The sequence below is a fragment of the Georgenia sp. H159 genome (assembly GCF_035607575.1).
In the GTDB taxonomy this organism is placed as follows: Bacteria; Actinomycetota; Actinomycetes; order Actinomycetales; family Actinomycetaceae; genus Oceanitalea.
The window spans coordinates 247,937-267,062 of the sequence record NZ_JAYDZY010000006.1 but is presented as its reverse complement, the minus strand read 5'-3'; the positions used below and the strand labels follow the sequence as shown (position 1 = coordinate 267,062).

At 71.1% G+C, this 19,126-nt stretch carries 23 protein-coding genes and 1 other RNA gene; 16 read left to right on the top strand and 8 right to left on the bottom strand.

From position 1 onward, the window contains the following. The first annotated feature begins 38 nt into the window (after nucleotides 1–38). A complete protein-coding gene (locus VR894_RS09460) occupies nucleotides 39–530 on the top strand; it encodes a carbonic anhydrase (protein ID WP_324651135.1) in 492 nt (163 codons plus the stop codon). 50 nt (nucleotides 531–580) lie between these two features. On the opposite strand, the gene VR894_RS09455 is transcribed toward VR894_RS09460, so the two are convergent. The 3 genes from VR894_RS09455 to VR894_RS09445 form a co-directional block, all read right to left on the bottom strand. Then, nucleotides 581–886, bottom strand: a complete 306-nt coding sequence (locus VR894_RS09455; protein ID WP_324651134.1) for a hypothetical protein — start codon at nucleotides 884–886, stop codon at nucleotides 581–583. Nucleotides 887–889: 3 nt separating this feature from the next. Continuing rightward, nucleotides 890–1,096, bottom strand: coding sequence for a DUF2945 domain-containing protein (locus tag VR894_RS09450; RefSeq protein ID WP_324651133.1), 207 nt, complete (start codon nucleotides 1,094–1,096; stop codon nucleotides 890–892). Nucleotides 1,097–1,266: 170 nt separating this feature from the next. Next, nucleotides 1,267–2,256 carry an aldo/keto reductase gene (locus VR894_RS09445; protein WP_324651132.1) on the bottom strand — a complete coding sequence of 330 codons (990 nt, stop codon included), beginning with the start codon at nucleotides 2,254–2,256 and terminating at the stop codon, nucleotides 1,267–1,269. 181 nt (nucleotides 2,257–2,437) lie between these two features. On the opposite strand from VR894_RS09445, the gene VR894_RS09440 reads away from it, so the two are divergent. The 7 genes from VR894_RS09440 to VR894_RS09410 all read left to right on the top strand — a co-directional run bounded on the left by VR894_RS09440 (nucleotide 2,438) and on the right by VR894_RS09410 (nucleotide 7,545). Further along, complete coding sequence (locus tag VR894_RS09440; protein WP_324651131.1) at nucleotides 2,438–2,875, top strand: OsmC family peroxiredoxin; 438 nt, start codon at nucleotides 2,438–2,440, stop codon at nucleotides 2,873–2,875. A 217-nt stretch (nucleotides 2,876–3,092) separates the two neighbouring features. Further along, the gene (locus tag VR894_RS09435; protein WP_324651130.1) at nucleotides 3,093–4,277 is read left to right on the top strand and encodes a Nif3-like dinuclear metal center hexameric protein; all 1,185 of its coding nucleotides are present in this window, start codon (nucleotides 3,093–3,095) and stop codon (nucleotides 4,275–4,277) included. Next, the gene (locus VR894_RS09430; protein ID WP_324651129.1) at nucleotides 4,274–5,011 is read left to right on the top strand and encodes a DUF7581 domain-containing protein; all 738 of its coding nucleotides are present in this window, start codon (nucleotides 4,274–4,276) and stop codon (nucleotides 5,009–5,011) included. Before VR894_RS09435 ends, VR894_RS09430 begins: the two co-directional genes overlap by 4 nt. Next, nucleotides 5,008–6,171, top strand: coding sequence for a histidine phosphatase family protein (locus tag VR894_RS09425; RefSeq protein ID WP_324651128.1), 1,164 nt, complete (start codon nucleotides 5,008–5,010; stop codon nucleotides 6,169–6,171). The genes VR894_RS09430 and VR894_RS09425 overlap by 4 nt, the downstream gene beginning before the upstream one ends. Before the next feature lie 35 nt (nucleotides 6,172–6,206). After that, nucleotides 6,207–6,583: RNase P RNA component class A (gene rnpB / locus VR894_RS09420), an RNA gene on the top strand. A 95-nt stretch (nucleotides 6,584–6,678) separates the two neighbouring features. After that, complete coding sequence (locus VR894_RS09415) at nucleotides 6,679–7,209, top strand: hypothetical protein (RefSeq protein WP_324651127.1); 531 nt, start codon at nucleotides 6,679–6,681, stop codon at nucleotides 7,207–7,209. A 93-nt stretch (nucleotides 7,210–7,302) separates the two neighbouring features. Further along, the gene (locus VR894_RS09410; RefSeq protein ID WP_324651126.1) at nucleotides 7,303–7,545 is read left to right on the top strand and encodes a heavy-metal-associated domain-containing protein; all 243 of its coding nucleotides are present in this window, start codon (nucleotides 7,303–7,305) and stop codon (nucleotides 7,543–7,545) included. A 489-nt stretch (nucleotides 7,546–8,034) separates the two neighbouring features. On the opposite strand, the gene VR894_RS09405 is transcribed toward VR894_RS09410, so the two are convergent. Continuing rightward, nucleotides 8,035–8,481 carry a CHRD domain-containing protein gene (locus VR894_RS09405; protein ID WP_324651125.1) on the bottom strand — a complete coding sequence of 149 codons (447 nt, stop codon included), beginning with the start codon at nucleotides 8,479–8,481 and terminating at the stop codon, nucleotides 8,035–8,037. Nucleotides 8,482–8,889: 408 nt separating this feature from the next. Between VR894_RS09405 and fucP the strand changes: the two genes are divergently transcribed. From fucP to VR894_RS09380, 5 genes are all read left to right on the top strand, one after another. Further along, the gene (gene fucP, locus VR894_RS09400) at nucleotides 8,890–10,206 is read left to right on the top strand and encodes an L-fucose:H+ symporter permease (RefSeq protein WP_324651124.1); all 1,317 of its coding nucleotides are present in this window, start codon (nucleotides 8,890–8,892) and stop codon (nucleotides 10,204–10,206) included. A 15-nt stretch (nucleotides 10,207–10,221) separates the two neighbouring features. Next, nucleotides 10,222–11,214 carry a substrate-binding domain-containing protein gene (locus VR894_RS09395; protein WP_324651123.1) on the top strand — a complete coding sequence of 331 codons (993 nt, stop codon included), beginning with the start codon at nucleotides 10,222–10,224 and terminating at the stop codon, nucleotides 11,212–11,214. A 241-nt stretch (nucleotides 11,215–11,455) separates the two neighbouring features. Beyond that, the gene (locus tag VR894_RS09390) at nucleotides 11,456–12,373 is read left to right on the top strand and encodes a LysR substrate-binding domain-containing protein (RefSeq protein ID WP_324651122.1); all 918 of its coding nucleotides are present in this window, start codon (nucleotides 11,456–11,458) and stop codon (nucleotides 12,371–12,373) included. A gap of 26 nt (nucleotides 12,374–12,399) precedes the next feature. Next, nucleotides 12,400–12,954 carry a hypothetical protein gene (locus tag VR894_RS09385; RefSeq protein ID WP_324651121.1) on the top strand — a complete coding sequence of 185 codons (555 nt, stop codon included), beginning with the start codon at nucleotides 12,400–12,402 and terminating at the stop codon, nucleotides 12,952–12,954. Between the two features lie 17 nt (nucleotides 12,955–12,971). After that, nucleotides 12,972–13,445: a nucleotidyltransferase domain-containing protein gene (locus tag VR894_RS09380; RefSeq protein WP_324651120.1), complete on the top strand. Its 474-nt coding sequence runs from the start codon at nucleotides 12,972–12,974 to the stop codon at nucleotides 13,443–13,445. 54 nt (nucleotides 13,446–13,499) lie between these two features. Here the strand turns inward: VR894_RS09380 and VR894_RS09375 are convergent, their stop codons facing one another. Continuing rightward, nucleotides 13,500–14,240, bottom strand: a complete 741-nt coding sequence (locus VR894_RS09375) for an alpha/beta hydrolase (RefSeq protein WP_324651119.1) — start codon at nucleotides 14,238–14,240, stop codon at nucleotides 13,500–13,502. A gap of 89 nt (nucleotides 14,241–14,329) precedes the next feature. On the opposite strand from VR894_RS09375, the gene VR894_RS09370 reads away from it, so the two are divergent. Further along, a complete protein-coding gene (locus VR894_RS09370) occupies nucleotides 14,330–15,325 on the top strand; it encodes a YafY family protein (protein ID WP_324651118.1) in 996 nt (331 codons plus the stop codon). Between the two features lie 18 nt (nucleotides 15,326–15,343). Here VR894_RS09370 and VR894_RS09365 read toward each other — a convergent pair whose 3' ends face one another. Together VR894_RS09365 and VR894_RS09360 are read right to left on the bottom strand one after the other, a co-directional pair. After that, on the bottom strand, nucleotides 15,344–16,693 hold the full coding sequence (locus VR894_RS09365; protein ID WP_324651117.1) for an FUSC family protein: 1,350 nt from the start codon (nucleotides 16,691–16,693) through the stop codon (nucleotides 15,344–15,346). A 183-nt stretch (nucleotides 16,694–16,876) separates the two neighbouring features. Further along, complete coding sequence (locus tag VR894_RS09360) at nucleotides 16,877–17,251, bottom strand: VOC family protein (RefSeq protein ID WP_324651116.1); 375 nt, start codon at nucleotides 17,249–17,251, stop codon at nucleotides 16,877–16,879. 77 nt (nucleotides 17,252–17,328) lie between these two features. Here VR894_RS09360 and VR894_RS09355 point away from each other — a divergent pair, with 77 nt between their 5' ends. Both VR894_RS09355 and VR894_RS09350 read left to right on the top strand, forming a co-directional pair. Beyond that, nucleotides 17,329–17,751 carry a DUF6653 family protein gene (locus VR894_RS09355; RefSeq protein WP_324651115.1) on the top strand — a complete coding sequence of 141 codons (423 nt, stop codon included), beginning with the start codon at nucleotides 17,329–17,331 and terminating at the stop codon, nucleotides 17,749–17,751. A 74-nt stretch (nucleotides 17,752–17,825) separates the two neighbouring features. Continuing rightward, nucleotides 17,826–18,431: a dihydrofolate reductase family protein gene (locus VR894_RS09350; protein WP_324651114.1), complete on the top strand. Its 606-nt coding sequence runs from the start codon at nucleotides 17,826–17,828 to the stop codon at nucleotides 18,429–18,431. 6 nt (nucleotides 18,432–18,437) lie between these two features. Here the strand turns inward: VR894_RS09350 and VR894_RS09345 are convergent, their stop codons facing one another. Next, a complete protein-coding gene (locus VR894_RS09345) occupies nucleotides 18,438–19,034 on the bottom strand; it encodes a LysE/ArgO family amino acid transporter (RefSeq protein ID WP_324651113.1) in 597 nt (198 codons plus the stop codon). Nucleotides 19,035–19,126 lie beyond the last annotated feature (92 nt).

Sequence of the window (19,126 nt, the reverse complement as noted above, 5' to 3'; positions counted from 1 at the left end):
CCGGCCGTGAAGCGGGCCGTCCAGCGAGAGGACCAACCATGAGCGTCACCGACGAGCTGTTGAGGAACGCCGAGACCTACGCCGCAGGCTTCACCAAGGGGGACCTGCCGATGCCACCCGACCGGCAGGTCGCCGTCGTCGCCTGCATGGACGCGCGGATCAACCCCTACGGGCTGCTCGGGTTGGAGGAGGGTGACGCCCACGTCATCCGGAACGCCGGCGGCGTCATCACCGAGGACGAGATCCGCTCGCTCGTCATCAGCCAGCGGCTGCTCGGCACGCGCGAGATCATCCTCATCCACCACACCGACTGCGGGATGCTCACCTTCACCGACGACGAGCTCAAGGCGCAGATCGAGGCCGACACCGGCATCCGGCCGCCGTGGGCGCCGGAGTCCTTCCGCGACCCGGCCGACGACGTGCGCCAGTCACTGGCCCGGATCGCAGCCAACCCGTTCGTGCCGCACAAGGACCAGGTCCGCGGCTTCGTCTACTCGGTCACGGAGGGAACGCTCACCGAGGTCCGGTAGCCGCGTGCCGGCCGGCGCCACGGATCCCGGCGGCTGGCTGACGTCGTCGGTCAGCCGGCCAGCCGGTCCGCCCAGCGCCGTCCCGCGTCCCCGCCCCACGCGTCCCACGCGACCCGACCCGGGGAGGGGAAGCCGGGGGTGTTGCCACGGAACCCGGGTGCGTCGCGGTCGACGACGTGCCGCGCGAAGTAGGCGTGCATCTTCTTCAGGTCCTCCTCGCTGACGTCGGCGCCCTCAGCCAGCTGACGGGCGCGGTGCCGCCCGACGTCGGTGAAGCCCTTGCCCGCCTTGCCCTCCTCGATCCAACGGAGGGCTCGCGCGGCGGCCTGCTGCACTCCCTTCGGTGGGGTCGGCACGGCTCAGTCCCTCCTCGTCAGGGCCTCGGGCCGGTGCGCGGCGCGCTTGCCGCTGCGGTCGGACTCCACGATGAGCATCGGCTCGTCCTCGCTCGCGGTGAAGTGCTGACCGGCCAGCTGGAAGTCCTTCGTGCGGGTGTCGACGACGACGCCGTGGGTCACGCCCTGCGGCGTGTTCCACGAGACGCGGTCGCCCTCGGACAGTGCCATGGCGTCTCCGATCCGTCGGGGGCACCACGGTGGCACAGCGGCGGGGCGCCGGCACGGCGGGCTCGGGCACCTGGACGCCGCGGCGCGCCGCCGCACCCGGCGCGCCAGGGCGAGCGCGTGCGAGGCGACCGCCCCACCGCCCGGCCGCCCGTGTGAGGGGCGGCTGCCGGTCACCAGCGCGGGTGGATCGCCTCGCGCAGCTCGCGGTCGTAGAGCGTGTGGACGGCCTCGTCGAGCTCGACGGGCAGGTCGAGGGACCCGGCGGCGGCGTTGGCGCGTGCCTGCTCGGGGTTGCGGGCGCCGGGGATGACGGAGGAGACGCCGTCCTGGGCCGCCACCCACGCGAGCGCGACCTGCGCCGTCGTCGCCGACGGGACGAGACGGCGGGCCACCGACGCGAACTCGGCCGCGGCCCGCACCCCGGTCGCGTAGTCGACGCCGGAGAAGGTCTCGCCGACGTCGAACGCCTCGCCGTGCCGGTTGAAGCTGCGGTGGTCGTTCTCGGCGAAGGTCGTCTCGGGGGTGTAGCGCCCGGAGAGGAGGCCGCTCGCGAGCGGGACGCGGGCGATGATGCCGACGCCCGCCTCCTTGGCTGCCGGGAGCACCTGCTCGAGCGGCTTGAGGCGGAAGGCGTTGAGGATGATCTGCACGGTCGCGACGTTCGGGCGGGCGATCGCCGCCAGGGCCTCGTCGACCCGCTCGACGCTGACCCCGTAGGCCGCGGTGACGCCGTCGGCGACGAGGGTGTCGAGGTCGTCGAACACGCGGTCGACGCCGTACACCTCGGTCGGCGGGCAGTGCAGCTGGACGAGGTCCAGGGTGTCCACGCCGAGGTTGCGCCGCGAGCGGTCCGTCCACGCACGGAAGTTGTCCATCGAGTAGTTCGCGGGCTCCTGCGGCAGGCGCCGGCCCATCTTCGTCGCGACGGTGAGGTCGACGCCGGGGTTGTCGCGGCGCCACTGCCCGATGAAGGACTCGCTGCGTCCGTCGCCGTAGACGTCGGCGGTGTCGAAGAACGTCACGCCGGCCTCGGCGGAGGCGTCGAGGACGGCGCGTGCGTCGGCCTCCTCCACCTGCCCCCAGTCGGCCCCGAGCTGCCAGGTGCCGAGCCCGATGACTGAGACGGTGCGGCCGGTGCGGCCCAGGGTGCGCGAGTGCATGGTTCTCCTTCGAGGGGGGACGCCCTCAGGCTACCCGGGTCGCTGGCACCCGCCCCGGCTGACCGACTTCTCCCGAGTTTCCCCCGGTGTGGTCCGCGGCACTGTGTGGTGGGATGGCAGGGACGGCGCAGGTCTGGCGCCGCCGGCCTCCGGGCCGCCCCAGCGTGCGAAGGAGAACACCATGCCCAACCCCGTGGTCAACAAGGCGAGCACCGAGTGGAACGGTGAGCTGTTCACCGGCTCCGGCACGACGACGCTGGAGACCTCCGGCAAGGCGACCTTCGACGTCGCCTGGAAGTCCCGCGGCGAGGAGCAGGGCGGCGGCACGACGACGCCCGAGGAGCTCATCGCGGCCGCTCACGCGACCTGCTACGCCATGCAGTTCTCCAACATGCTCAAGGAGAACGGCACCCCACCCACCCAGCTCAACACCAGCGCAGCCGTCACGTTCGTCGCGGGCACCGGGATCACCGGCATCGAGCTCACCGTCCGCGGCACCGTCGAGGGCATCGACGCGGCGACCTTCGACGACCTCGCCCGCCAGGCGAAGGAGACGTGCCCGGTGAGCCAGGCGCTGTCCGCCACCGAGATCACCCTCGCCGACGTCCAGCTCGCCTGAGGTCGGCCCGGCGCGGCCGCACCCGGCGGGAGGGGGACGACGTGTCGCGGGACGTCAGATTGAGTCACCAGGTGACTCAATCTGACGTCCGGCGACGACACTGCACCCTGGCCCGGCACTGCCGCCCCGACGGGCCCGCAACCGCCCGGAGCCGCCCCGGGTCGCACGGCCGCACCGCCGGTGCCGGGACTCCGGCGGGCACCGATAGCCTGGGCGAATGGCGAGCACCCTGACCGTGGCCGACGTCGTCGGCCTCCTCGAGCAGCGTTACCCGCCCGGCACCGCGGAGGGCTGGGACGCCGTCGGCCTGGTCGCCGGTGACCCCGAGGCCCCGGTACGCACGGTGGTGTTCGCCGTCGACCCGGTCCAGGACGTCGCGGCGGAGGCGATCGCCGCCGGCGCCGACCTCCTCGTCACCCACCACCCGCTCTACCTGCGCGGCACGAGCACCGTCTCCGCAGCCACCCCCAAGGGCCGGGTGGTCCACGACCTCATCCGTGCCGGCTGCGCCCTGTACACCGCGCACACCAACGCCGACTCCGCCGCCGGGGGAGTGGCCGACGCGCTCGCGGACCTCCTCGAGCTGACCGACCGTCAGCCGCTCACCCCGCACGACGCCGCCGCACTCGACACCCTCACCGTCTTCGTCCCGCAGGACCACACCACCGCCGTCCTCGACGCGCTGGCCGACGCCGGCGCGGGCGCGATCGGTGAGTACGACCGCTGCGCCTTCAGCGCCCCCGGGCAGGGCACCTTCCGGGCGGGGGACGCCGCGAACCCGACGATCGGGGAGCGCGGGCGGGTCACCGAGGTGGTCGAGGACCGGCTCGAGATGACCCTGCCGCGGCACCGCCGCACCGCCGTCGTCGCGGCGCTGCGCGCCAGCCACCCCTACGAGGAGCCCGCCTTCTCCGTCGTCGAGCACGCCACCCACCCGGCCGGGACCGGGATCGGCCGCATCGGCACGCTCCCCGAGCCGACGACGCTGCGCACCCTCGCCGAGCGGGTCGCCGCCGTGCTGCCCGCCACGGCGCAGGGCATCCGCGTCGCCGGTGACCTCGACGCGCACGTGCGGACGGTCGCGGTCTGCGGCGGGTCGGGGGACTCGCTGCTCGGGACCGTGCGAGCCCGGGGCGCCGACGTCTACCTCACCGCGGACCTGCGCCACCACCCGGCGTCCGAGGCGCTGGAGGCGGGCCCGCCGTACCTCATCGACGCCACCCACTGGGCGAGCGAGTGGCCGTGGCTGCCGGTCGCGGCCGCCCGCCTGGAGGAGGACGCCCGGGAGGCCGGCGGCGCGGTGCGGACCGTGGTGAGCACGCTCGTCACCGACCCGTGGACGCTGCGACTCGGTGCACCCGACAATGACAGCACGCACGACAACAAGGGAGTCGCCCAGTGACCACAGCCCCGGTGGCGGACCAGCGCCGTCTGCTCGAGATCCAGGCGCTCGACACGCGCGCTGCCAAGCTCAACCACGAGCGTCGCAGCCTGCCCGTGCTCGAGACCCTCGCCGAGCTCGAGAGCCGGCTGGAGGACGTGCGCAGCGCCCAGGTGGAGGAGCGCACCGTCGTCGCCGACACCCGCCGCGAGCTGACCAAGGCAGAGGGGGACGTCGAGCAGGTGAGCCAGCGGGCGGCCCGGCACCAGGCCCGCCTCGACTCCGGTGCGGTGAGCGCCAAGGAGGCGCAGGCGCTGCAGGCCGAGCTCGAGCAGCTCGCCCGCCGCCAGGGCGACCTCGAGGAGGTCGAGCTGGAGGTCATGGAGCGGCTCGAGGAGGCCGAGTCGCGGCTCGCCCAGCTCGGTGAGCAGGAGGACGCGATCGCTGCCGACGTCGCCCGGCACACCGCGGCACGCGACGCCGAGTGGTCGGCCATCGACGGGCAGCTCGCCTCCCTCGTCAACGAGCGCGCCGCCGTCGTGGCGAAGCTCGAGCCCGCACTCGTGGCCCTGTACGACAGGGTCCGGGAGCGCACCGGTGGCCTCGCCGCCATCGCCCTGTACGGCTCGCGCACCGAGGGGACGCAGCTGGACTTCTCCCTCACCGAGCTCGACGCGATCCACTCCGCGCCGCCCGAGCAGGTCGTGCAGCATGAGGACTACGGCTACATCATCGTCCGGATGGATCCGAAGTGAACCAGGCCAGCCTGTTCGACACCGAGCCCGCCGCGGCAGCTCCCGGCACGGACCGTCCGTCCAAGCGGGCCGGACGGAGCACCCGGGTGCTCGTCGTCGAGGCCGACGGCGGGTCCCGCGGCAACCCCGGCCCCGCCGGGTACGGGGCCCTCGTGCGGGAGGGGGACACCGTGCTGGCCGAGCGCGCCGAGTTCCTCGGCGTGTGCTCCAACAACGTCGCCGAGTACAGCGGCCTCATCGCCGGGCTGCGGGCAGCCGCCGCCATCGACCCGACGGCGCGGGTCGAGGTGCGGATGGACTCCAAACTCGTCGTGGAGCAGATGTCGGGCAACTGGAAGATCAAGCACGCCGACATGCGTCGCCTGGCACTGGAGGCCCGCGAGATCGTCCCGGCCGGCCAGGTGACCTACACCTGGATCCCGCGCGCCCTCAACGGCGCCGCCGACGCCCTGGCCAACGCCGTCATGGACAGCGGTGGGCAGATCGTCAACGACTACGACTACGACGACGACGGCGCCCAGGTCCCGACGTCGTCGGGCAGCCGGGACGCGGGCCCCGTCGCCGACGAGTCCGACGACGACGTCGTGCCCATCCCGGACGTCGACACCAACGCGCCGTCCCTGGCGGACCCGGACGCCATCACGCTCGTCCTCGTGAGCCCCGGCGTGGCACCGCGCGACCGCGACGGCGACCCGGAGCTCAGCGAGCAGGGCATCGAGCTGGCCGGAGCGGCGGCCGCCCTGGTCGACATGATCGGCGACGGCCTGTGGCCCCACCTGGCACGGCCGAGCGTGCTGCTCGCCTCGCCGCTCGTGCGCGCCCTGCAGACCGCCGAGCTCATCAGTGAGGTCGCGGACCTCGGCGTGCCCACGGTCGACGACGACTTCGCCCCGGCGCAGCCCGGTGAGAGCCGCGCCGAGATGGCGGCTCGGGTGGAGCGCGCGCTGGAACGGCTCGACGACGGCAGTGCGGGCTGCACCGTGGTCATCGCCGCTCATGCTGACGTGATCGCCGCCATCGTCGGGACGGTCGTCGCTGCCCCCACCGACTCCTGGGAGGTGTTCCGCATCGCGCCGGGGACCGTGAGCGTTATGCGGCGGTGGAGCGGTCGGGGCGAGGTCCACGTCATCGGCGCCCCTGCCGCCGTCGGGGAGGACTGACGTCCGGCTCGGTGACGCTAGACTCGTGGGGCGGATGAGTCGGCCAGGCGGTCGCGGCGCCCCTCGGGGCGACGAGGAACGTCCGGGCTCCGCAGAGCAGGGTGGTGGGTAACACCCACCCGGGGTGACCCGCGGGACAGTGCCACAGAAAACAGACCGCCGTCGCAGCCTCCGGGCCGCGGCGGTAAGGGTGAAACGGTGGTGTAAGAGACCACCAGCGCGCCGGGTGACCGGTGCGGCTCGGTAAACCCCACCCGGAGCAAGACCAGACAGCAGGCGCCTGAGGGCTGCTCGCCCGAGCCTGCGGGTAGGTCGCTGGAGGCGTGCGGCAACGTACGTCGTAGATGGATGGCCGCCACCGCGGACCTACGGGGCCGCGGGACAGAACCCGGCGTACCGGCCGACTCATCCGCCTCCATTGCCGGCGCGCGCAATCTCGCAGCGCCTCCCGACCGTATCTCTAGGTGTTCGGCGACACGCGCCCGGACGGGACCGAAGGAGAGTGCCATGGGACGGCGGACAAGGGGGATCCTCGCCACCTGCATCATCGGGGCGGGGCTGCTCGGTGCGTGCGGCGACGACGATCCGGTGGTCGACGAGCCGGGCGGCGCGGACGCACCGTCGACCACGGAGGAGCCGATGACCGGTGAGGAGCCGATGGCCGGCGGCACGGAGATCGCTACCGCTGACACGGACCTGGGCACGGTCCTCGTCGACGGCGAGGGCATGACGCTGTACCTGTTCACCAACGACAGCCCGGGCATGAGCGCGTGCACCGGCGACTGCCTCGTGGCATGGCCGCCCGTCGAGGGGGAGCCCGCCGCCGGTGAGGGTGTGGACGAGGCTCTGCTCGGCAGCATCGAGCGTGAGGACGGCACCGTGCAGGCCACCTACGGCGACTGGCCGCTGTACTACTTCTCCCAGGACACCAGCCCCGGTGACGTCACCGGTCAGGGAGTCAACGACGTCTGGTTCGTGGTCACACCCGACGGCGAGATGGTCACCGAGGCACCCGATTCGGGGGCGATGGGGTACTGACGATTGACGCGCGTCATGGTCCGGGCGTCCTGCCGTCCGTAACGTCGTTGTCAGCGCCCCTACCGGGCGAGGAACGACGAAAGGATGCACGCGATGAGCACCACCGCTCAGCCCACCACCACCCGCACGGTCCTGCGGGCGGAGGGATTCTCCTGCCCCTCCTGCGTGGCGAAGATCGAGAAGCAGGTCGGTCGCCTCGACGGCGTCGGCTCGGTCCGGGTCCACTTCGCCTCGGCGCGCATCGAGGTCGACCACGACCCCGCCAAGGTCGACGCTGAGGACCTCGTCGCCGCGGTCGCCAAGGCCGGCTACACCGCTCGACCCGCCGCCTTCTGAGAACCCGTAGCGCCACCGTCCATCGCGGGCGGTGGCGCTGCCGTGTGTCAGCGGATGGCGGTCTCAGGCGTCCTTGACGAGCCACGGCACGGTCTGGTGCTCGTCGAAGCTCGAGTTCACGTACGGACTGGGCGTCATCCTCGACACCCTCGAACGCTCCGTTCCCGACACTGACGGCGACGGCACGATCGCCGAGGAAGTCCCAGCGGGGACCTGAACGACGTTGGTGCCGGCTGAGCGGAGTATCCGCCGCCAGGGCATGTCTCAGGGCGCCATCGGCTTGCGAGCGCCCTACTCGACACCCGGCTTTCGTCACACGATCAGGCCATGAGGCTTGACCGCCGATCGGGCGTGGGCGGACCTCGACCTCCCCGTGTGCTTACGACTCATCCAAGGAGGTGCATCTGGTGTCGCTGGTGCGCTCGGCCTACCCCAAGGAACGGACGTTACTCCGGCGCTGTGACGTGCTTGCGTGCGCGACGAGTGCGGCTATCCGAGCTGACCACGCACCGCTCCGGCCGGGAAGTCGGCGTTGTGCACGTTGACGTAGTAGCCGCTTGGGTCACGAACGATGTCGAGGACCAGTTCACGGTCGACGGTGACGCACCCGGCTGCCGTACCGCTGGTCGGGGGATCAAGGGGCACCACGACCGGGCCTGGTTGGTCCGGCCCAGCGACGTGGATGTGTGCTGCGGTGGCCGGCGCGATGTCGGACACGTCGAGGGTGTAGCAGATCCGCTCTTGGCCGGGGTTGAGGCGGACGTGCGCGATGCCGGAGCCATCTGGGTCTCCTGGGCCGGGCCGCTCGGCGGCTCCGGTCATCTCCACGGTGATTGGCCGACCCGCGTTGGGCGGAGGGTCAGCTGCCGCGATGGTGGGCAGCGCCACCAGGGCCAATGCCGAGACGAGGGCTTGGGCGAGGGTTGTGCGTCGCATGGTTCCTCCTGGAGTGAGCGCGACAGGAGACGGTGTGCTCCGAGTAGTGGTACGTGGACCGCGCCCGGATGGATTGCTACCTTCGGATGCGAGTCATCGGCTCGGCCCCGCATCATGCCTCGAGCGCAAGGGGACAACGCGAGGTGTGTGGTGCGCTGCCCGGGCCGTGCGGGCGGCGACGTGGCCGCCGCCTGGCTGCTCGACCGGTTGTCGTGTTTCGCTCCCGAGCTGGCCGTGGCCAAGGGTCGGTGGAAGGGGAAGCAGCCCGGGGTGGTGGCGATTCAACGCCGTCACCTCGACATCGGGATGAGGCTGTCAGGGGACCCGCGAGGATCGGTAGCGCCACATGGCTTGAGAGGGGCTACGCTCCCCACATCGTGGTTGACGCGCCGTCACGAAGGGGGTGCGATGGCAACGACGCCGAAGGAAAGCACCGAGCGCAGCGCTCCTCTGGTTGCGCGGAACCTCCGTGTCCCGTTCATCCTGCTCATCCTCTGTTTCGCCGCGTGGGGCATGGCCGCCAACCTCACCGACATCCTCGTCGGGGTTTTTCGCGGCATCTTCGACATGTCGAACTTCCAGGCCTCGCTGGTCCAGTTCGCCTACTACGGCGCCTACTTCCTGCTGGCGATCCCGGCCGCGTTCATCAACGCCCGCTACGGCTTCAAGGCCGGCGTCCTGGTGGGGCTGGGACTGGCAGCTCTGGGTGGCTTTCTCTTCATCCCGGCGAGCAGCCTGCTTGCCTACGAGATGTTCCTGCTGGCGCTCTTCGTGCTCGCGGCGGGTCTGTCCATCCTGGAGACCTCGGCCAACCCCTTCGTCATCGGGATGGGGGCCGAGGCCAGTGCCACCCAGCGGCTCAACCTTGCGCAGTCCTTCAACCCGGTCGGTGCCAACATCGGTGTGCTGATGGGCGCCATCCTCATCCTGCCGAACCTGACGCCGGAGGAGAGCAAGACCATCATGAGCGAGGACGAGCTCCTCGCCGCCACGGAGTCCGACCTGGGGTTGGTGCTGCAGCCCTACCTGGTGATCGCCGGCATCCTGGTGCTCATCTGGCTGCTCATCGCACTCCGCAAGATGGAGCTTCCCACGGCGCCGACGCCGGTCGACCTGACCGCGGGCCGCGGTGGCACGCTGGCCCGGCTGTGGGCGAACCGGCACTACCGCTACGGCGTGATGGCACAGTTCTTCAACGTCGCGGCTCAGACGTGCACCTGGACCTTTACCATCCTGTACGCCCAGGACGTTGCCGGGACGTCCCCCGGCGAGGCCGGCTGGTGGCTGCAGGCGAGCCTGATCCTCTTCCTGATCTCGCGATTCGTGATGACCTACCTGCTCGGCATCTTCCGGCCGGCCCTGCTGCTGCTGGTCATGGCGGTGTTCGGCGTGATCTGCTGCCTGACCTCCATCGTCGTCCTCAACGTCGTCGGGTTGGTGGCGGTGGTGGCCATCTCGGCCTCGCTGTCGCTGATGTTCCCGACCATCTACGGCCTCTCGCTGCAGGGACTGGGTCAAGACGCCAAGTTCGGCTCGGCGGGTCTGGTCATGGCCATCCTCGGTGGTGCGCTGGTGCCCATGGTGCACGCGGCCGTGATGGATGCGGCCGGATCGGCGCTGGGCTACATCGTGCCGGGCATCTGCCTGGCGGCGGTCGCTGCCTACGCCCTGTTCGCGTTGAAGAACACCCGTCCGGCGGCTGGCGCCGCGACGGCCGAGGCCTGAAGGGTGGCGATCGCTATGCACGTACGCACGTGGGTGACGGCGGGCGCGATGCTCTCCGGCCTCGCACTGGCGGGCTGCGCCGGTGAGGAGCAGGAGCCCGTGTCGGTGGGGCTGATCACCAAGCAGGAGGAGAACCCCTACTGGGTCTCGATGAAGGACGTCGCCCAGGCGACCGCCGATGACATCGACGTCGAGCTCACCACGGCCACCGGTCTCAGCGACACCGACGTCGCATCGCAGGAGGCCGCTCTCGCTGACATGGTCGCCCAGGGGGTGGACGGCATCCTGATCGCACCCACTGATCCAGCCGCCCTGCTACCGGCGATCGAGGAGGCACGAGACGCCGGGGTGCTGGTGATCGCGCTGGACACCCCGGTCGATCCGCCGGAGGCGGTGGACGCCTTCTTCGCCACGGACAACGAGGCGGCGGGCCGTTCGATCGGGGAGTATGCCGCCGCGAAGGCCGAGGACCTCGGGCTGGAGCCGCAGGTGGCCATGCTCAACCTGGCCGAGGGCATCAGCTCGGGGGAGCTGCGGCGCACGGGGTTTCTCGAGGGCTTCGGGCTGACCGAGGACGATCCGGCGATCGTGGCGTCGGTCGATACCCAGGGTGACCGGGACGACGCCGCGGTCCGGATGACCCAGGTGCTCGCCGAGCATCCGGACGTCAACGTGATCTACACGGTGAACGAGCCGGCTGCTCTCGGAGCCCTGGCAGCGCTCAACGCTGCCGAGGTCGACCTCGACCAGGTGGTCCTCGTCTCGGTGGACGGTGGGTGCCGTGCGATGCGCGAGGCCGTGCGCCCCGGCGACATCGACGCCACGGCGACGCAGTATCCGCAGAACATGGCGCGGGAAGGTGTGCGGGCGCTCGCTGCGGCGGTGCGCGAGGGTGAGACGCCCAGCGGATTCCTCAACACGGGCAGCGAGCTGGTCAGCGACAACCCGGTGGACGGGGTGGAGTCGCGGAGGGTCGAGTTCGGTATCCGGACCTGCTGGGGCAGCTGAACTGGGGACTGGCCGGCGGGGAGGGTGCTCAGCGTCGGTCAGTCAGGGCCCTCAGCGCTCGGTGAGCCGGGTGGGCCAGGCGACGATGGCGGCACCACGGGTGGCCGGGAAGGCCATGGTGTCGCGGGGGGAGCCGGTCAGGAGGCGGTACATGAAACGAGCCATGTCTCCAGGGTCGTCGATCCCAACCGATACGTCCAATTCCTCTTAGGCAGGCAACTCATGCGCTAGCGTCATAGGTGTGGAGACAGAGACTCTGCGTTGGTTCCAACTCGTCGCGGATGGCGTGACGGTGACCGAGGTGAGCGAGATCGAGGGGATCTCGCAGCCCACGGTGTCCCGGGCGCTGAGCCGGCTCGAGCGGCAGATGGGCACCCCACTCCTGCGGCGTGAGGGGCGCGTGCTGCGACTGACGCACGCCGGTTCCGCGTTCAAGCAGCACGTGGACATGGTGCTGCACCACCTCGATGACGGGATCGCGGCGGTGCAACAGGTCTTGGACCCTGAGCGGGGCACGGTCACGATCGCTTTCCAGCCCTCCTTCGGCAGCTGGCTCGTCCCGGACCTGGTGAGCAGCTTCCTTGCCGACCATCCGCACGTTCACCTCGATCTGCGGACCACGGCCGACGAGACGGTGCCTGCCGTCGGTCCGCGCAGCGACGTGGACGTCGAGCTCTCCACGTTGCGACCACCTCCAGGCCCCGAGCACCCTCGGTGGCGGCTCCTTGCCGTGGAGCCCCTTCGCCTGCTGGTCGGACCCGATCACCGCCTCAACGGCACCGACGAGGTCGCGCTGAGCCAGGTCGCCGATGATCCGTTCGTCATGATCAAGCCGACCTCGTTGCTGCGCCGGCAGTGTGAACAGCTGTGCGCCGAGGCGCACTTCGAGCCGAACGTCGCCTTCGTCGCCGATGACCTCCCCACCTTGCGGGGGTATGTCGCGGCGGGCCTCGGAGTGGCCATCGCACCGGCCTTGTGGGGCGGGTCGGTGGCCGCGCCGGTGGTGGGCCTGCACGTCCTGGCACTGACGGACCGGGGCGCGACCCGGGATGTGGGGCTCAGCTGGGACCCTCGGCGGCGCATGCTGCCGGCAGCCGAGCTGTTCCGTGAGCACGTGCTGGCCCGGGCGCGCGCCAGCAAGCTGCCACGGCCGGTCTGAGGTGAAGCCCTGACACGGCGCCCACGATGTCGACTTTCCCTAGCCGTAGGCACGCGCCGCTTCTCCTGGCATTCTCGCTCGGTTTTCCAGGCGCTGGGTGTTCACCGGCGATCTCCAGCGCCGTCGCGACGTCCCCAGACGGCACGGGTGACATATGCGCCACCACCGACGCGGAGGGCCTCGCGACTATCGGCTGGGAGCTGGTCGACAACGAGTCCGACGCCGACGTCACCGTCGAGGGCATCGAGCTCGCGACGGAGGGAGTCGAGGTGGTCGAGTGGGCCATCTTCCCGCCGGGGTGGTCAGGTGGGGTGCTCAGGGGCGATCACATACCCGTCGAGGACGGCGCCCGCGTCATTGAGCCTGGCGAGACGGGTCAGGTGGCGATGCTGCTGCGGCTGGATTCTCAGTCGACGGCAGTGGCTCCGACGCTCGCTTACGGACGGGGATGGTCATCGCGGCTCTGCCGTCCTCACGTGGCGTGTGACCTTGATGCCTTCCGGCGAGGAATGCCCGGACCCGCAGTGATCTCCGATCCCCAACCTCTGGTCGCCCGACGTCCTGCTAGACACGGGGAGTGACCGAGTCCCGAGGTGGCATGAGCGCGTCAGAAGTTCACGCGGTTCTCGACGCGTTGGCGGAGGTCGGCGCCCAGGTATGGGTCGGAGGCGGCTGGGGCGTTGACGCCCTCGTCGGCCGGCAGACGCGGCCGCACCGCGATCTCGACCTCGCCATCGAGAGCACGGCAGAGCAGGCTGCACTCCGTGCCCTGGCGCGGCTCGGCTACGCGGTGCAGACGGACTGGCGCCCGGTCCGTGTGGAGGTAGCCGCTCCCGGAGATCGCTGGGTCGACCTGCACCCCGTGGTGTTCGACGAGGCAGGCAACGGCGTGCAGGCCGGGCTCGATGGCGGCGTGTTCACCTACCCCGCGGCCTGTTTCGTCACAGGAACGATCGCCGGCCGGGAGGTCGGCTGCTTGTCGGTGCAGCAGCAGCTGAGGTTCCACAGCGGTTATCAGCCGCGCGCGGTGGATCTGGCCGACTTGGCGCTGCTACGTCGCATGCAGCGCTGAAACCAGCGCACGGTCAGGCCGCTGTCACAGCGCGTGGCCATGCCGAGAAGGCCCCTAGCGACTGACCGAGTCCAGCACGTTGGCAAGGTCGGCCGGTCGGTTCACCATCGGCCAGTGCCACGTCGGAAGCTCGACGTACGTCCAGTCGCCGTCGACCATGTGTGCGAACACCGGTGCGTGTGGTGCCATCTGGTGCAGCTGCTCAAGGCTGAAGCTGCACAGCACGCCGGTCCGTGGCAGCCGCTCCCAGGCGCCGGTGAGCGCGGCCGGCTGGGTGGCGGTGAGCCAGGGCTGCGGCTGCGAGCCTTCGACCAGCGCGGCGACGGCAGTGTCGTCGACGTCGGGCACCTCGGCCGCGAGTACGGACCAGGCAGGCGGCGGGAGCTTCCAGCCCTGCCCGTGAGTCATGACCAGCTTCTCGTTGTGCGCGCGCGCGTCGGGTCCCTCGAAGTCGGCCTGTGCCGCGCCGTCCGGCAAGGGTCCAGAGTCGATGTAGACCAGGCGCGCCACACGCTCAGGCACGCGGTCAGCCGCACCGGTCGTCACCAGGGCGCCGTAGCTGTGGCCGACCAGGACGACGTCGTGCAGGTCCTCCTGCTCGAGCAGGTGCACGACGTCGTCGACGTGGGTCGTCAGGTCGGTCTCGGGCGAGGCCAGCTCGGCGCGCTCGCCCATGCCTGGGAGATCGACGGCGTACACGATGTGGCCGCGCTCCCGCAGCGAGTCTGCAACGGGGCGCCAGACCCAGGCGCCGAGCCAGAAGCCGGGGACCAGGACGTAGGTGGTGGGGTTCATGGTGACGACGCTAAACTGGTTTGCGGACAGACTCCGCCCGGTATATCGAGTCTGCATCACAGTGTTTCCGAGCAGCACCGAGGAGGGTCGTGACCCGCCCGACCGCTCGCGTGCTTGCCATGCTGGAGCTGCTCCAGGCGGGCGGGCAGCGTACGGTCGGCGATCTCGCTGTGCGGCTCGGGGTCGACGAGCGCACGGTCCGGCGCTATGCCGAACACCTCGCCGACCTCGGCATCCCCGTCCAGGCGCAGCGCGGCAGGTACGGCGGCTACCGGCTCTCTCCGGGCTACAAGCTGCCGCCGCTGATGCTCACCGACGACGAGGCCGTCGCCGTCGTCCTGGGCCTCAGGGCCGCGGAACGTGCGGGGCTCGCCACGACCGCCCACGCGGCGACGGACAGCGCGTTGGCCAAGGTGTCGCGTGTCCTGCCGCAGACGCTGGGCCAGCGGCTCGACAGCCTGCTGTCGAGCGCACAGTTCACGACCTCGGCGCGCGCCAGCGCTCCCGCCGGCGCCGACACACTGCTCGGTCTCGCCTCGGCCGCGCAGGCGCGCCGCACCGTCGTCATCGCGTACACCGCCTGGGACGGGCGGGAGTCGCAGCGTGAGCTCGACGTCTACGGCCTGGTCTTCCACTCCGGCCGGTGGTACGTCACCGGACACGACCACGGCCGTGACGACGTGCGGACCTTCCGCTTGGACCGCATCGCATCAGTCGAACATCGCGACAGCTCGTACGACGTGCCCGCTGACTTCGACGCCAAGACGCAGGTCATGTCCGGCATCGCGGCGGTCAGGTGGTCCCACGAGGTCTCCGTCGTGCTACGGACCACGCTCGCAGATGCGGCAGAGCGACTGCCCCCGAGCGCGGGACGGCTGAGCGAGCACGCCGACGGTGTGCTCCTCGAGACGCGCGCCGAGCACCTCGACGGCATGGCCCGGATGCTGGCCGGGCTCGGCTGGGACTTCGAGGTGATCACCCCCGACGCCCTGCGCGACGAGGTCCTCGCCCTGTCCGACCGTCTCCGGGTCAGCGCGGCGCGCGGCGTCGTCGCCGGCACCACGGCCGGTCCGAATGGTCCTTGAGCGGCACCACGCCCTCGGCTACTCCCGACGCCGCCACGGGCGCCGGCCGGCGCGCCGACGCAGCGCCAGGCGGGCCGCGCGAGAGACATGGGCGGGGCGCGAGGCCAGGAAACGCAGGCGGTCGGCTGAATGAGACGCGAGCACGTCGCGGGTGAGCACACTGCCTGGGTTCCTCGTGCGTGCCTTGCGCGACTGCTGCCGTTCCTGGGTCCGGGCGCGGTCCTCCAGCTTCAACGGGTCCAGCACGTGGTCGACCGCCGAGAGGATCGAGCCGCGGAGCAGCCACAGGTCGGTCTCCTCCCGCGGGTCGACCAGGAGGAGCTCGGTCAGGACGGCCCGCGCCTCGCCGGCGACGTCCAGCGTCTCGGCCAGCTGCCGCTCGACCTGCGCCTCGGAGCTCTCTGCCTCGGCCTCGACGAGCGCACCGAAGGCGTCGAGGCAGTCCGCGACGTGACCGAGCAGGACGGCGAACGCGGGGCGGACCTGCTCGCCATAGCCGTCGTCGGGCGTCTCGTACTCGGGAGCCTCGGTGTGCATGGTGGCGAGCAGGGCGCGGATTGCGAGCAAGGAGCGGTCCAGGGAGTCCAGACCGGCCCGCAGGACCGGTTCCACCTCAGGGGTGCCGATCGCCCGGGGGTTGAACCGCCGCAGGTCGGTCACCGTGCTGATCGCGACCTCCGTGCGGGCCAGGGCCTCAGCGATGGCACGTGCCTCGTCCAGCCAGGCGCCGACCGCTCCCTTGGTGACCGGCCGCTCGGCCATCGACGAGGCGGCTGCCCGCAGGCACGCAGCCTGGCTGCGGGCGATGTTGCGCACGTCGGTCACCGCCGCCCGGAAGGGAACCGGTGGTGGCAGCAGCAGGTTGAACGCCATCCCGACGCCCGCACCGATGAGCGTGGTGAGCACGCGGGTCTCCGCAGCGATGTCCTGGCCCCCCGTCCCCAGGATGAGCATCGCGCTGATCGCTGTCTCCAGTCTCTGGTCACCCAGACGCAGGACCGCGGCGAGCAGCAGGGCCAGCGCGACTGCCGCGCCGAGGGTCCACCAGGTCAGACCCACCGATGAGGACAGCGTGACCGCGACCAGCACGCCGGTCAGCACAGCCCCGACCCGGACCACGCCCATCCGCAGACTCGCCGATGCCGAAGCCTGCACCACCAGGAGTGCGGTGAGCGCACCCGTCAGGTCGATCGGTCCGTCGACCAGCCACACCGTCAGCAGGTAGGCGACGACGGAGGCGATCGTCAGCCGGGCCACCCACACGAGGAGCGGTCGCACCGGCAGGGGCAGCAACCAGGACGGCACCACCAGCCCCCGACCGGGACGGAACCGCCGCAGCCTCACGCGCATGCTGGTGGACTCGGGCAAGGCGACTCCCACAACGCAGGTCGGAGGGTGTCATCGTACAAGCCGACGGTGGCCGGGCAGGGCGCCCCTGAGGTGGGCACTGCTGCACGAACTGGGTGCAGGCACGGTTGGCCTATCGGGCCGGACATGCCTGCGGGCGTGACTGTCGCGCGTGTCGGGTTCGAACGGTCCGCTACGAGTGAATCAGCCTGCCGTCCGCTGGCACACCATGAGCGGGTTGCCGTCGGGGTCACGGAACTGGAGGAGCATGACGCTGCCGATGTCCTGGACCTCGGAGTCGACGGTGACACCGAGGTCGCGCAGGAAGGACACGGTGGCCGCCATGTCGCTCGTCCAGAAGAAGAAGCGCGGTGGCCCGGCCGTGTCGAACTCGGGCCGGTTGGCGTCCAGTGCCAGCCGGGTCTCGCCCGTGGTGGGCAGGTCGTAGATCGTCGCGTTGTGCGTGGGCTCCGTCTCCGGAAGTCCCAGCAGCGTGGAGTACCACTGAACGGAGCGGGCCATGTCTCGCACCGGGATGAAGACCTGGCCGATGCGGTTCTCGATGGGGCTCGTCGTCACGCACGGCAAGGTACTCGGCGCACGCCGGTGATGCACCCGACTCACCGTCACCGTGACGGAGGTGTCAGGCTGGACTCGTGCCTTCCGACGGTCGCTACTACACCCGGATGTTCCAGCGGCACGCCCATCCGGTCAGCGCCTGGTCGAGACTCCTGAGCACCCCGCTGCTGCTGGTCCCCCTGTGGACGCGACGCTGGTGGTTGTTCCTGCCCATCGGCGCGTGGTTCGCGGTCAACGCGGTGATGACCCCGCCGGCTCACGACACGTCCTCGTTCGCGACACGCGCCATCCTGGGTGAGGAGTCCTGGACCCGGGACCCCAGGTCGGAGCCGATGGTCCTGGCACTGACGGGCATGGCCACTGGTTCGCTCGTGGCTGCGATGGTGGCCGGCTATCGGCGCAGCAGGACCGGCGCGACAGCCGGCACCGGGATCTTCATGGCGCTCACGTTGTGGCAGTGGAAGCTGTGGGCGGACCGGTTCGTGCGCGAGAGGGCATGAACCCACGACGGACCCGATGAGTTCCTGGCGCACGGCCGGTCCAAGCCCGTACCACCCGAGGGAGGGACACCGCCATGTCAGAGCTTCTCGTCGACTTCATCACCTCCCTCGACGGCTACGCGTCGGGGGAGGGCTGGCCCGGGTTCTGGGGCCTCGAGGGCCCGGAGTACCTCGCCTGGCTCGGTGAGCAGCCCGAGGTCACCTACCTCATGGGGGCGAACACCTACCGTCTGATGTCAGGCTTCGCCGCCGGCGAGGTCCCGGGTGGCCAGGAGGAGTTCAGACCCGAGGAGGAGGCAGGCGTCGACGAGCTCACGCGGGCGCCCAAGGTGGTGTTCTCCTCCTCGCTCGAGGCGCCGCTCACGTGGGCGAACTCGACGCTCGTCCGCGACGACGCCGTCGAGACGGTCCGTGCCATGAAGTCGAGTGGGTCGGGGCTGCTCAGCACGATCGGCAGCCTCAGCCTGTGCCGGTCCCTGCTGACGGCCGGACTGGTCGACCGCTTCCGGGTCGGGATGTTCCCGGTGATCACCGGGGCCACGGGCGAGGAGCGCATCTACGACGGCTACCCGGACGTCGCCCTGGAGATGCTCGACCACCGGACCTTCGACGGCCGCATCCAGCTGGTCGAGTACCGGCCACGCGTGCTCGAGCACCCGCCGCTCGCCGCCCCCGCCTGACGTCGATCAGCCGACGGCGAGCCGGACGGCGATGGCCAGCATGACGACGCCGATGCCGAGATCGACCGCCCGCCACGTCCGCGGGCTCGCGAGCACCCCGGACAGCGCTCGGGCGCCGAAGCCGAGCCCGGTGAACCAGAGCACGCTGCCCGTCACGGCACCGCCCGCGAAGACCCACCGCGCGTCGGTGCCCTGCTGGTTGGCGAGGCTGCCGAGCAGCACGACGGTGTCGAGGTAGACGTGCGGGTTGAGGAACGTCAGCGCGAGCGTCGTGGCGACGACCGAGCCGCGCGACCGTGGCTCCTCGGCCGTGAGGGCCGCCGGGCGCAGGGCCGAGGCGAAGGAGCGCACCGCCCACCAGGTGAGGTAGGCGACGCCGCCCCAGCGAAGCACCTCGAGCACCACCGGGGCGCGGTCGACGAGCGTCCCGATGCCCGCGGTCCCGGCGACGATGAGGGCCGCGTCGCTCACCGCGCACAGGAGCACGACGACGCCGACGTGCTCACGTCGGATCCCCTGCCGCAGGACGAACGCGTTCTGCGCCCCGATCGCCACGATGAGGGCGAGACCGGTGAGCATCCCGGTGCCCCACACCTGCCACATGGGCACGAACGGTAGCCGCCGACCCGCACCTGCCGTGGCACGGTCCACGGCGCGGATCGTCTGCCGGTCGCAGCGTCCAGCCGGACGCCCGC

What these genes read in the sequence shown, in the direction of transcription:
- fucP (WP_324651124.1), top strand. Translation starts at nt 8,890, where the DNA reads ATGGCAACGACGCCGAAGGAAAGCACCGAGCGCAGCGCTCCTCTGGTT.
- VR894_RS09405 (WP_324651125.1), bottom strand. Translation starts at nt 8,481, where the DNA reads ATGCGACGCACAACCCTCGCCCAAGCCCTCGTCTCGGCATTGGCCCTG.
- VR894_RS09435 (WP_324651130.1), top strand. Translation starts at nt 3,093, where the DNA reads ATGGCGAGCACCCTGACCGTGGCCGACGTCGTCGGCCTCCTCGAGCAG.
- VR894_RS09445 (WP_324651132.1), bottom strand. Translation starts at nt 2,256, where the DNA reads ATGCACTCGCGCACCCTGGGCCGCACCGGCCGCACCGTCTCAGTCATC.
- VR894_RS09385 (WP_324651121.1), top strand. Translation starts at nt 12,400, where the DNA reads ATGTCGACTTTCCCTAGCCGTAGGCACGCGCCGCTTCTCCTGGCATTC.
- VR894_RS09350 (WP_324651114.1), top strand. Translation starts at nt 17,826, where the DNA reads ATGTCAGAGCTTCTCGTCGACTTCATCACCTCCCTCGACGGCTACGCG.
- VR894_RS09380 (WP_324651120.1), top strand. Translation starts at nt 12,972, where the DNA reads ATGAGCGCGTCAGAAGTTCACGCGGTTCTCGACGCGTTGGCGGAGGTC.
- VR894_RS09450 (WP_324651133.1), bottom strand. Translation starts at nt 1,096, where the DNA reads ATGGCACTGTCCGAGGGCGACCGCGTCTCGTGGAACACGCCGCAGGGC.
- VR894_RS09375 (WP_324651119.1), bottom strand. Translation starts at nt 14,240, where the DNA reads ATGAACCCCACCACCTACGTCCTGGTCCCCGGCTTCTGGCTCGGCGCC.
- VR894_RS09440 (WP_324651131.1), top strand. Translation starts at nt 2,438, where the DNA reads ATGCCCAACCCCGTGGTCAACAAGGCGAGCACCGAGTGGAACGGTGAG.
- VR894_RS09395 (WP_324651123.1), top strand. Translation starts at nt 10,222, where the DNA reads ATGCACGTACGCACGTGGGTGACGGCGGGCGCGATGCTCTCCGGCCTC.
- VR894_RS09410 (WP_324651126.1), top strand. Translation starts at nt 7,303, where the DNA reads ATGAGCACCACCGCTCAGCCCACCACCACCCGCACGGTCCTGCGGGCG.
- VR894_RS09345 (WP_324651113.1), bottom strand. Translation starts at nt 19,034, where the DNA reads ATGTGGCAGGTGTGGGGCACCGGGATGCTCACCGGTCTCGCCCTCATC.
- VR894_RS09415 (WP_324651127.1), top strand. Translation starts at nt 6,679, where the DNA reads ATGGGACGGCGGACAAGGGGGATCCTCGCCACCTGCATCATCGGGGCG.
- VR894_RS09460 (WP_324651135.1), top strand. Translation starts at nt 39, where the DNA reads ATGAGCGTCACCGACGAGCTGTTGAGGAACGCCGAGACCTACGCCGCA.